At 37.1% G+C, this 12,620-nt stretch carries 9 protein-coding genes; 5 read left to right on the top strand and 4 right to left on the bottom strand.

What is annotated here, in order from left to right:
* Window positions 1-8: 8 nt before the first annotated feature.
* A complete protein-coding gene (locus tag ODZ84_RS18350; RefSeq protein WP_266173836.1) occupies window positions 9-896 on the bottom strand; it encodes a WG repeat-containing protein in 888 nt (295 codons plus the stop codon).
* Window positions 897-1,433: 537 nt separating this feature from the next.
* On the opposite strand from ODZ84_RS18350, the gene xylA reads away from it, so the two are divergent.
* The 5 genes from xylA to ODZ84_RS18325 all read left to right on the top strand — a co-directional run bounded on the left by xylA (window position 1,434) and on the right by ODZ84_RS18325 (window position 7,649).
* Entirely contained in the window at window positions 1,434-2,762 is a 1,329-nt protein-coding gene (xylA, locus tag ODZ84_RS18345; RefSeq protein WP_266173835.1) for a xylose isomerase, read from the top strand.
* Window positions 2,763-2,879: 117 nt separating this feature from the next.
* The gene (gene xylE / locus ODZ84_RS18340) at window positions 2,880-4,301 is read left to right on the top strand and encodes a D-xylose transporter XylE (RefSeq protein WP_266173834.1); all 1,422 of its coding nucleotides are present in this window, start codon (window positions 2,880-2,882) and stop codon (window positions 4,299-4,301) included.
* Window positions 4,302-4,648: 347 nt separating this feature from the next.
* Window positions 4,649-5,677, top strand: coding sequence for a LacI family DNA-binding transcriptional regulator (locus ODZ84_RS18335; RefSeq protein WP_266173833.1), 1,029 nt, complete (start codon window positions 4,649-4,651; stop codon window positions 5,675-5,677).
* A gap of 79 nt (window positions 5,678-5,756) precedes the next feature.
* The gene (locus ODZ84_RS18330; protein WP_266173832.1) at window positions 5,757-6,305 is read left to right on the top strand and encodes an REP-associated tyrosine transposase; all 549 of its coding nucleotides are present in this window, start codon (window positions 5,757-5,759) and stop codon (window positions 6,303-6,305) included.
* A gap of 330 nt (window positions 6,306-6,635) precedes the next feature.
* The gene (locus tag ODZ84_RS18325; protein ID WP_266173830.1) at window positions 6,636-7,649 is read left to right on the top strand and encodes an acyltransferase family protein; all 1,014 of its coding nucleotides are present in this window, start codon (window positions 6,636-6,638) and stop codon (window positions 7,647-7,649) included.
* Between the two features lie 187 nt (window positions 7,650-7,836).
* Here ODZ84_RS18325 and ODZ84_RS18320 read toward each other — a convergent pair whose 3' ends face one another.
* The 3 genes from ODZ84_RS18320 to ODZ84_RS18310 all read right to left on the bottom strand — a co-directional run bounded on the left by ODZ84_RS18320 (window position 7,837) and on the right by ODZ84_RS18310 (window position 12,583).
* Entirely contained in the window at window positions 7,837-9,450 is a 1,614-nt protein-coding gene (locus ODZ84_RS18320; RefSeq protein WP_266173829.1) for a UxaA family hydrolase, read from the bottom strand.
* 4 nt (window positions 9,451-9,454) lie between these two features.
* Window positions 9,455-10,918, bottom strand: coding sequence for a tagaturonate reductase (locus tag ODZ84_RS18315; RefSeq protein ID WP_266173828.1), 1,464 nt, complete (start codon window positions 10,916-10,918; stop codon window positions 9,455-9,457).
* A 135-nt stretch (window positions 10,919-11,053) separates the two neighbouring features.
* Window positions 11,054-12,583, bottom strand: coding sequence for an MFS transporter (locus tag ODZ84_RS18310; RefSeq protein WP_266173826.1), 1,530 nt, complete (start codon window positions 12,581-12,583; stop codon window positions 11,054-11,056).
* Window positions 12,584-12,620 lie beyond the last annotated feature (37 nt).

The following is a 12,620-nucleotide window of genomic DNA, read 5'->3' as shown; positions in this document are numbered from 1 at the left end:
TGTAGACGTTATTTTTCGGTATAAGTATAATAATTCGCATCAGAATCAAAAATCATAAGAGCGTTTTCCTTTACGCCGTACGTTGCATTACCACCGATATAATCAAAATTTTCAGTTAAACTTTCTCCGTTGATTTTTAACAGATTGTATCGGCTGCCTTTTTTGAATGCCCCGATAACTTTAGCCTGATAGGCAGGCGTAATACATTCTACCGGAGTTGAAAGAATAAGCCTTAGCTGATTATTTTGATAGAGATAATAATTCCATCTTTTATTTTGGAGCAGCATGATATAATTTCCTATGAACCTGGCATTTTCATATTGTGTCTGGAGAATTTCACTTCCGTTGGTGTGAAACAGCCCATATTTATTTTTCTTTTTCACAATTAATATATTTCTGCCTGAATTTCCTTCATACAGGAAATCAGTACGGGCTATGATGGTATCCAGTTCTGTTTTAAATACCTTTTCATTTTTTTTGTTCCTCAAATTATATTTTCCGGTTTTCGATGTTGTCAGAAAATAGTCGGGAGTGGCGGGTTCGGCACAATAAATAGAATGTTTTTGTAAAGTGCCGGAGCTTAGATCATACATTATGGTATTATCAAATACTGCATATTGCTCGTAAGAAGTTAGTTTTACAGGATAATCGGATTCCGAATAATAAATAAATTTTCCGCTTCGGTCAATCAGCCCCCACCGGCCTTTATATTTTACAACAGCTGTTTGTCCTACAAACGGATAAGCCATTTCAAATCCGTAAGGAAACAGTTTTTTTTTCGTTTTACGATCACGAAAATAAAAATCGCCGTCGTTGGTAGAATCAGGTGCCTCATATTGGTATGTGCTGCTGACAAAAATACTGTCATTTATAGTCCGGGAAACAAAATTCTCCAATAAATAGAAATCTGTTTTTTCCTTAAACTTATCAAGTGGATTCTGTGACGAAATCCTCTCCGAAAACGATATTAATATTAAAAAAGTGCCTAATATCCGAGTCTGCCATCTCATGGTGTACAATTATTAATAGTCTCACAAAACTATTCAAATAAACCATAAAAAAAGCCGGAATTGTTTCGTAATTCCATTTTCGGGGGAACTCAGATCATTTTCTGTCTGCTTTATTTGAAAAATTATCTTAAAAATAAGGTTATAGAAAAACGATTAACATACTGTTAAATAATAAACTAAACCTACCCTTATCATACAAAATAAGATATTGTAAAAATTTGATTGCATATTACATAAAATTATTACATTTAACGACTATGAATTATTAATAAAACATCCGTTTTAATTGATAATTGACATCGAAAAATCAATCGGACTGTACAAACTCCAAAATATTATCTGTTTAAATAAAAAGATGTTTTGGAATTGCGGTCAGAGTGTAATCGATTGCATCTAATTGAAAATTTAATTAAACAAAATATAATGGCAATTACATTAGGTAACAAAGAATACTTTAAGGGAATCAGCAAAATCCAATTTGAAGGGAGGGAATCCGATAATCCTCTTGCTTTTAAATTCTATGACGAAAATAAAGTGGTTCGCGGAAAAACCATGAAGGAATACTTTAAATTTGCCACTGCTTACTGGCATACCTTCTGTGCCACAGGAGGAGATCCGTTCGGGGTGGGAACGCAAAATTTTGACTGGCTTACAGCTTCAGACGCAAAACAGAAAGCCACCGAAAAAATGGATGCTGCTTTTGAATTTTTCACCAAATTAGGGGTTCCTTACTACTGTTTCCATGATTATGATCTGATAGACGAAGCCGATCATTTCAAAGAGTCTACCAAAAGACTGGAATTCATCACGGACTATGCCAAAGAAAAGCAGACTGCTTCCGGTGTAAAGTTACTGTGGGGGACATCCAACTGTTTTTCCAACCCAAGATTCATGAACGGAGCTGCGACCAATCCGTCTTTTGATGTATTGGCCTATGCAGGCGGGCAGGTAAAAAATGCACTGGATGCCACCATTAAGCTGGAGGGCGAAAATTATGTTTTCTGGGGTGGACGGGAAGGATATATGTCCTTACTGAATACCGACATGAAGCGTGAGCAGGAACATCTGGCAAAGTTTTTACATCTGGCAAAAGATTATGCCCGCTCCCAGGGCTTCAAGGGAGTTTTCTTTCTGGAGCCCAAACCTATGGAACCTACAAAACACCAATACGATTTCGATGCCGCCACTTGTCTGAACTTCCTGCGTCAGTATGATCTGCTGGATGACTTTAAGCTTAATATTGAAGTTAACCATGCGACGCTGGCTCAGCATACTTTTGAACACGAACTTCAGGTGGCAGCAGACCATAATGTATTGGGAAGCATCGATGCCAACCGCGGGGATTACCAGAATGGCTGGGATACAGACCAGTTCCCTGTTGATTTATATGAAATGACTCAGGCCATGCTGGTGATCATCCAGGCCGGGGGCTTTCAGGGCGGCGGTGTTAATTTTGATGCAAAAATCAGAAGAAACTCTACAGATTTAGAAGATATTTTTATTGCACATATCAGCGGAATGGACAATTTTGCACGGGCTTTTCTTGCTGCGGATGCTATTCTGGAAAAATCTAAATATGCTGAAATCAGAACCGACAGATATTCCTCTTTCGATAGCGGAAAAGGAAAAGATTTCGCAGACGGAAAGCTTTCTTTAACAGATCTTGCCGCTCATGCTGAAGGCCTGGGAGAAGTGGGAAGAGAAAGCGGAAAACAGGAATATCTGGAAAGTTTAATTAATCAGTATCTATAATATTCCGGATAGTGTTTGTTGGTAAAACGCACGGATGTAACGTATCTTAAATAAATTATCTCTGTGCAGTTTACCGACGCTAAAATCCTACAGCTTAACCATTTAAACTATGAAACTATGCAAATAATAGATTCGGGTCCGAAATACTCCCCCGGAACCAAGGCGGAAATCAATATGACCTATGTTACTATGCTTACCCTGGTTGCCACTTTGGGCGGGCTTTTGTTCGGATACGATACTGCCGTGATCTCCGGAGCCGAGAAATCGATTCAGGAATACCTCATCATTCCTCTCGGCTTAAGCTCTCTGGCGCACGGAGCCACCATTTCCAGCGCCTTAATCGGCTGCATTATCGGAGGAGCGGTCTCCGGCTATTTTTCGTCTAAACTGGGAAGAAAGAAATCATTGATGCTTTCTGCTTTCCTATTTTTTATCAGTGCTTTAGGAGCTGCATATCCTGAATTTTTGTTCTTTAGGCAGGGCGAGCATTCAATAGGTGTTTTACTGGCGTTTAATTTTTACAGAATTATCGGAGGCATCGGTGTTGGGCTAGCATCTGCAGTGTGCCCGATGTATATCGGAGAAATTGCCCCTGCAGAAGTAAGAGGAAGACTGGTCTCCTTAAATCAGTTTGCTATTATTTTCGGGATGCTGGTCGTTTATTTTGTGAATTGGGGAATTGCCGACGGAAAACCGGTAGCGTGGATCAATGATATCGGATGGCGTTATATGTTTTTATCATTAACGATTCCTGCAGCCTTATTCGGAATTCTACTATTCTTCGTTCCTGAAACACCACGTTACCTCACGTTGATTAAAAAAGATGATGAAGCGCTTAAAATTTTAACCAAAATTAATGGTCAGCTCCGCGGACATCAGATCTTCAATGAGATTAAAAGCACTGTTGCCGCACATAAAAGTGAGATTTTCGCTTTTGGAAAGACGGTTATTATTATTGGTATTTTACTATCCGTTTTTCAGCAGTTTGTAGGGATCAACGTTGCATTATACTATGCGCCCAGGATTTTTGAGAGTATGGGGGTACACAAAGATGCATCGATGCTACAGACCGTCGTGATGGGACTGGTCAATGTCATTTTTACCGTTGTCGCCATTTTTACCGTTGATAAATGGGGGCGGAAACCTTTATTGATCGTAGGTTCTGTCGGAATGGCAATTGGAATGTTTGCCATCGCGGTTTTCTCATACCTGCACATTATCGGTATTGCTACTTTAGTATTTATCATCGTATATACCGCTTCATTTATGATGTCCTGGGGACCGATTTGCTGGGTATTAATTTCCGAGCTCTTTCCTAACAAAATCAGGGGATCTGCCATTGCGATTGCTGTAGCAGCTCAGTGGGCGGCAAATTATTTAATTTCTTCAACCTACCCGTTCATGATGGAATTCAGCGGAGCTTTCACCTATGGTTTTTATGGGGTAATGAGCCTTTTATCATTGGTTTTTGTATGGAAGATGGTTCCGGAAACCAAAGGAAAATCATTGGAAGAAATTGAAAAGATCTGGAAGAAATAAAATATTTTTTCACATCATACTTAGTAATTCAGGGACATCGGTTTTCGGTGTCCTTTTCAGTTGAGCCAATGATTATTTTCTGCCACCTTTTACCATAGAAGCAACAGCTGTTTCAGTCTTATCCAACCATTGTCATTCAGTTCAAAAAATCATTTATCCGCAGCAATACGCAATTTAATTTAAACATAATCAATCACTTAAAAAAATATGACAGGCATTTGAATTGCCGTTAAAACCCATCTTCTATAAAATACATAATATTTAATTTTTGATAGATATAATTTGATTAAATTTACGTCATCATGTATTTCATTTTGACATACGAAAACAGCCAGAAAAAAACATCTATGAATAAAAAAGGTGCCACCATATACGATATTTCGAAAAAGTTAAATGTAAGTGTGGCCACTGTTTCCAGAGCACTTAATGATCATCCGAGAATAAGCCAGGCAACCAAAGACCTGGTCAAGAAGACTGCTAAAGAAATGAATTATAAGCAGAATAATCTGGCCAAAGCTTTAAAAAGCGGTGAAACAAAAAATGTGGGAATCATTGTGCCTTTTGTGAATACCAACTTCTTTTCGTCCGTCATCCGTGGCATTGAGGAAGAGCTTTCGCCGTTCGGTTATCATGTGATCATTTGTCAGAGTCATGAAGACGTTACTATAGAGAAAAGACACCTGAATACTTTGCTTAACGCACAGGTAGACGGGATCTTTATGTCGGTTTCGAAGACGACCGTTGATACGGAGCATATTCAGAGTATTTTAGATACGACCAATACCCCCATCCTGTTTTTTGACAGGAAGAAAGATATTCCCGGAATCAGTACCGTTGTTATCGATGACTACCGCGGAGGATATATCGCCACCGAACATCTTATAAAAGAAGGGTACAAAGATATCTGTCATTTTTCCGGTGATCTTAATCTTGAGATCTATCAGAACCGTTTAAACGGATACAAACAGGCTTTAATAGATCACCAATTCCCAGTAAAGGAAGAAAATATCATTACCACCGGAAGTTCAATTGATGCCGGCATTGAAGCGATCAAAAAATTATGGGACCGAAAGTCTATTCCTGATGCAATTTTTTCTTCAAGTGATTTTGCTGCATTAGGGGCCTGTCAGGAACTGAAAAAACGGAAGATCAAAATCCCTGAAGAAGTAGCTGTTATCGGCTTCTCCAATGAACCTTTTACCCAGTTTATGGAACTTCCTATGAGTTCTGTAGACCAAACCCCAGTGACAATGGGAAAAATGGCAGGACAGGTTTTCCTGGAAAGTGTAAAAGAGTATGGTTCGGGAGTTTCTACCGAGAAAAAAGTGGTTCTGGCGCCTCAGCTTTATATCAGGAAGTCTTCGAAAAGGCAATAGTTTAGATAATAAATAGCACGGATTGCAAATCCGCGCTATCAAATACAAAAATATTTTGTAGATTTAAATAAAAACACAAATGTCTACAAAGTACAAAGCCCTGAATATTGATCAGGCCTATTTTATTACCATAACTACTGTTGGATGGATCGATGTATTTACAAGATTATCTCAAAAAATGGTTATTATAGAATCGTTAAAATACTGTCAGGCTCAAAAAGGTCTCATCATTTTTGCCTACTGTATAATGTCAAACCATCTGCATTTATTTTGCCAAGCGGATGGTAAATATACCTTACCCGAAATTATGCGTGATTTTAAAAAATTTACTTCAAAAAAAATTATCGAAACGATATTTTCTGAGGCTGAAAGCAGAAGAGAATGGATGTTAGCATATTTCAGCAGAGCGTGTGAACATCTGTCCAGACAACAGAATTTTAAAGTATGGCAAGATGGATATCATGCGGAAGAAATCTTTTCAAAGAAATGGATCAGGCAAAAGATTAATTACATTCATCAAAATCCTGTGAAACAAAAAATAGTGACAGAACCGGAACATTACTATTTCAGTAGTGCCCGAAACTATGCTGAGTTGGAAAGTCCGTTAAATGTTATTGTTGTTAGTTAAGCACGGATTACAAATCCGCGCTATCATTTTACCGCGCTATCATTTTACTCCGCGCCATCATTTTACGCTATCATTTTACACCCGCGCTATTATTTTAACGCGCTATCATTTTAACAAACCCTCGCTATTATTTTAACACTGTCATTTTAACACCACCATTTAACCGCGCTAACATTTACCAGCGAGGAAGAAATGGTTTATTATCCGTCCTGAGCAATAGGCTTTTATAACACGAACTAAAAATTTTGTATTATTATTAATTTCATTATTTTTGCCAGATTATAGTTTGGATTGGTGCATTGTGTACAATCAAATCGTAGCACAAATTTTATGATGATAAATCAAATTACTTTTACCCGGTTTTTAGCTGCAATATCAATTGTGATATTTCATTTCGGACATAATACTTTTTTTTATGAAAATGATTATATCAATTTTATCATTTCTCATGCTAATATTGGTGTAAGCTATTTTTTTATCTTATCGGGTTTTATTATGGTTATAGCCTATAATAATAAAAGTATTAATGCATTTGATTATTATAAAAACAGATTTGCCAGAATATATCCTATGTACATTTTTGCATTACTGTTGTTTTTAACAATTTCGGACAATAACAGTAAGACACTGATTCTTTATCATATTTTAGGTATACAATCGTGGATCCCCGGATTTCCTTTAACATTAAATATGCCTGGATGGTCTATTTCTGTTGAAATATTTTTTTATAGCTTATTCCCTCTCATTTTTTACTTTCTTAAAAAGTATACTTTTAAGACCGTATCAATAGCTATAATTACATTTTGGATTATAAGCCAGTTATTTACCCACTTTTTTCTTATGTATTTTTATGAAGGATATCCTTCAAAAAGCCATGATTTTGTATTTTATTTTCCAGTCATACATTTAAATGAATTTCTAATTGGAAATTTATCCGCATTGTTTTTTTTAACAAAAATAAAAGTTAAAAACTATGACATTTTAATAATAATATTTGTATTAATAACAATTATCATTTTCAAATTCACATCATTACAACTGCATAATGGTTTGTTGGCTGTAACATTTGCTCCACTAATAATTTTGATATCTGCAAATAATGGTTACATAACAAAAATATTTAATAATAAAATATTACATTATTTAGGAGAAGTCAGTTATTCACTATATATACTTCAATATCCTGTTCATGTAATAATGGAAAAAGCATGTATACATTATCATATACCAACTAATAACCTACAATTCTTTTCTATTTTCGTTTTGGTTTTATTAATTTTTTCAGCAATTTCATATGAATTAATTGAAAAAAATGCCAGACGGTTAATAAAAAAATTTTCCTAGAAATTATTGAATAAGCCCATTTACTATATACAAAGTTTAAAAGTTGGTTTATTTCTATTAGTATCTATATTTTAAAAATGCCTGTACTTTTGTGGGCAAATCAAAAGAAAATGCCTTCCATCAATGGAAAGCATTTTCAACCCTAATATTTATATAATTAAAACAATAATTATTAAATTAAAATTAATTATAAGCTTACTCCTCTTCTCCAGGGAATAAAATCATTTTGATTAAGAATGGCAGCCTTGGTTTTTACTCCTCCGCTGGCAACTTCTATAATAAATTCCAACAGTTCTTCGGCTTTTTCATCGATCGACTTTTCACCGGTAATTACATCACCTGTGTTGAAGTCGATGATATCAGGCATTCTTTCTGCTAATGTTGTATTTGAAGAAATTTTCACTACCGGAACGACAGGGTTTCCTGTAGGTGTACCCAAGCCTGTGGTAAATAAAACCACATTGGAGCCGGAACCGACCAAAGCGGTCGTACATTCTACATCATTTCCGGGTGTGCACAGCAGATTTAAACCGGGCTCCCTGATGTATTCTGTAAAATCGAGCACATCATTGATTGGCGATGATCCGCCTTTTTTAGCCGCTCCTGCAGATTTCATAGCATCGGTTATTAGTCCATCTTTAATATTCCCCGGCGACGGATTCATATCAAAGCCAGATCCTGCAGCAACGACTGAATTTTCAAAATCTTTCATTAATTGTAAAAACCTTTCTGCATCAGCTTCATTCACGCAACGGTTAACCAGCTCCTGTTCTACTCCACATAATTCCGGGAATTCAGAAAGAATGGTTGAACCTCCGATTCCTGCCATTAAATCCGACAATTGTCCTAAAACAGGATTGGCAGAAATCCCTGAAAAACCATCTGAACCACCACATTCCAATCCTAAAACCAATTTAGAGATCGGGGCAGGTTTTCTTTCTATTTCATTAGCCTGTTTGATGGCCTGGTAGGAATCTTTGATGATTCCGTTAAGCATTTCATCTACCGTTCCGGACTTTTGCTGCTCGTAAACGATGATCGGTTTTTTGTTATCGGGACTTATCTTTTCTAAGGCCTCTCTAAAAATCTGAACCTGCAAATTCTGACATCCCAGGCTTAAAACCGTTGCTCCTGCCACGTTCGGATTGTTAACGTATCCGGCAAGCAGTCTTCCCAGTGCTTCGGCATCCTGACGAATACCGCCACAGCCGCCCTGATGTGTAATGAATTTAACATCAATATTTTGAAATACTTTTGTTTCTTTTTCTTCTTCAACAGGAGTTTCTGCTTCAGAATTATTAATTAGTGATCTTAAAAGCAACTGATGCTTTGTCACTTTTTCAAACAACAGTTCTTTCTCAAAAACATCTTTTAAGATCTCGACATTTCTATTTTCACAAAAAACCAATGGAAAGAACAGCCATACGTTTTCCGTTCCGACCTGTCCGTCTTCACGGTGATAGCCCATGAAGGTTTTATCTTTCCATTTAGCCACATCCGGAGCCGTCCATGAAGTGGTTTCTGTTTTTCCTTGTACTTTTGCGCTTTGGTGTTTTACATTTTCAGTGGTAATCACTTCTCCTTTCCGGATCGGCTGACTGGCTTTTCCTACCAAAACACCGTACATGATGATAGAATCACCTACGGCGAGGTTTTCGGTCACGAATTTATGTTTTGCTTTCGTGTCTTTTATGATTTCATAAGTCAGTTCATCCAAAGTAACCGTTTCCCGCTGCGCAAGATCTACCAGCGCAACCGCTACATTATCTCTGGGATTTAATTTCAGTACTTTCTTTTGCATTTTTTTAAGAATAAAATTGTATAAAGTTGTGATAGGCCTTTTCTACACCATTGTGATCTATTTCCCACAAGGCTTTTGCCACCGCCTCTTTCAGTCCGTTTATCTGTGTAAGATCTAGATTCCAAAAGATGGTTTCACCTAATGACAGTTCTGCTACTTTCTCATAATCTGCATTTTTCCAGATTTCTTTGAATCGATCAACAATAGCTTCCTCATCATTAACAGGTAATGATTTTTCTCCAAAACTTCCCTGATAGAACCTGATTAAACTGGCTAAAGAAAATACCAGATTCAGCGGTAATTTTTTGTTGATTTCAACATAACCCAGCAAGCTCGGAAGAATTCTGACTTTAAATTTAGAAACAAAATATAAAGCGATACTGGCCTGATAATGCTTAATAAAAGGGTTTCTGAATCTGTCGAAAACTTCATCTGCAAAATCCTTCAGTTCCGATTCATCTAGCCCTAAAGTAGGATTCACTTCATTAAAAATGGTTTTCTTTAAAAATTTACCGATAAACGCATCTTCAATAGATTCCTTTACTGTTTCTTTTCCTGATAAAACCGCCGGAGCCAGCATTAACGTATGACCACCATTCAGAATTCTCACTTTTCTCAGGCGATAAGGCTGAATATCGTTCACTACTAAAATCTGTTCATTGATCTGATCAAAAGGGATTCTGGTTCTCAGATTTCCGGCATCCTGAATCACCCAAAGCAGGAATGTCTCAGAAACCACCATCATCTGATCTTCGTAATCCAACTGATTCTCGTATGATTCTGCGTCATCTTTAGGATAACCCGGAACAATCCTGTCCACTAAGGTATTATGAAAATAATTATTCTGGTTAATCCATTGCACAAAGTCAGGGTCTAGGTTCCAGAGTTCGCTATACTTCAGGATAATATCTTTTAATGCAAAGGCATTGTCTTCAATTAACTCACATGGAATAATTCGGACGCCCTTATCGCCCGCCCCATTAAAATGCTTAAATCTCTCATAGAGTAAAACCGTTAATTTTGCGGGAAAATTTTTGTGCGGTCCAAGATAATTATTCTCCGATTCATCGTAAGCAATTCCTGTTTCTGTGGTGTTTGAGAAGATAAATTCTAATTCTTCTTCTTTTGCCAACGCTAAGAATTCACCGTAATTTGTATAGGGATTGATCGACTTCTGAATTGCAGAAATTACCTGTTTTTCATCAATGATCTCTCCTTTTTTAATTCCTCTTGTAAAAAGTGTGTACAGATTATCCTGCTCTTCCAGTTTATGAACCGAGCCGCCCGCCGTTGGCTGAACATTTACAATTCCTGCATTAAATCCTGCTTCTTTATTTAATTTATCAATTACGTAATCTGTGAATCCTCTCATGAAATTCCCACCTCCAAACTGTACAATTTTGACTGGAAGTTTTTCCTGGGAACCTTGTAATTCACGATTTAATTTTTGTTTTGTCTGATTTTCCATCTTTTTATTGATGATTTTATTTTTAACACAAAAGGCGCTAAGGTTTCTTTTTAAAACCTGATATATATATTTTTTAAATCAAACCTTCAAGGTTTAAAAACCTTGAAGGTTTAATACTAATTTATTTATCGAATACTATTTACTTATTACTTTATATTTCGGAACCAATGTTTTCATGACCGTCCATGCGATAAGATAAGCTACGGCACAGACTGAAAAAATGATCATATATCCCTTATCAATTCCGTCTTTTATAATGGCTCCTGATTTCTCCAATTGCTCAAAAAATCCATCCGGCAATCTTTCATTAATATACTGAGGATATTTTTCCAATAAAGGAATTCCGTCAACCGTTGACCAGGCTTTATGCGCATGATCAAACAATAACCCCGAAGATTTATTGATTAGGAATGACCCGATTCCTCCAGCCATCCCACCAATTCCTGTAATAGTGGCAATCGCCTTTTTAGGGAACATATCGCCAACGGTAGAGAAAATATTTGCTGACCATGCCTGGTGCGCTGCTCCTGCAATCCCGATAATTAAAACCGGAATCCAATAGGTCGCTGAACCTAAAGGTTGCGCCAATAATGCCAATAACGGGAAAAATGCGAAGATCAACATGGCTTTCATTCTTCCTGAATAAGCATTCATTCCTTTCTTTTCAACAAAATATTTCGGAAGCCATCCTCCTATGATAGACAACAACGTAATCATATACAGAACAAATAACGGGAATGCGCTTTGTGTGGAATCCATTTTGTATACTGAGCTCAAATAGGCCGGAGTCCAGAATAAAAAGAACCACCAGACTCCGTCTGTCATGAACTTTCCGAAGGCAAAAGCCCAGGTCTGTCTGTAGCTGAAACATTCTCTGAATGTAAATACCTTTTCCGGAACCGAAGTATCTTCGTTGGGAAGATCGTCCTGATCCTGATTGATATAATTTAATTCATGCTCATTAACTCTTCTGTGTAAATGGGGCTTCTTGTATACGAAAACCCAAAGTCCCATCCAGACAAATCCTAATGCACCAATGATGATAAATGCCCATTCCCAGCCCATTGACTTTGCAATGAAAGGAATTGTGATGGGTGCTGCCAAAGCTCCTACCGTAGCTCCTGCATTCCATATACTGGTAGAAAATGCACGGTCTTTTTTAGGAAAATATTCTGCTGTGGTTTTAATAGCTGCCGGAAAATTTCCGGCCTCACCAATAGCTAAAACAAAACGGGCAAAAATAAACAGAGTTACGCTGGTACTGATGATGGCAGAGGTATTGGATACTGTTCCTATCAGGTCTTTAGATCCCTGAAAACCTGCCAGCCAATTGTCTGTAAGAATACCTGCCGTTGCCATTCCGCAGAATGCGTGCAGAACTGCACCAACAGACCATACGCCGATGGCCCAGAGAAAACCTCTTTTGGTATCCATCCAATCTACAAACTTTCCGGCAAAAAGCATTCCTATGGCATAAAAAATAGAGAATAGCGCAGTGATATTGCCATAGTCATTATTATTCCAATGAAATTCCGGAGCGATGAAGTCTTTCCACGTCAATGATAAAACCTGACGGTCTAAATAATTAATAGTGGTGGCGAGGAATAACAGTAAACAGATAGTCCACCTGTATTGACTTGGTTTAAGAGATTTAACCGAACTCATAATAATATTTTGAATTAGTTATATTGTTTTTTTGATA

Origin of the sequence: Chryseobacterium fluminis (assembly GCF_026314945.1) — a bacterium.
GTDB classification, from domain to species: Bacteria; Bacteroidota; Bacteroidia; order Flavobacteriales; family Weeksellaceae; genus Chryseobacterium; species Chryseobacterium fluminis.
Note: the sequence above shows the minus strand (reverse complement) of the source record. Positions and strands in the feature narration are given on the sequence as shown.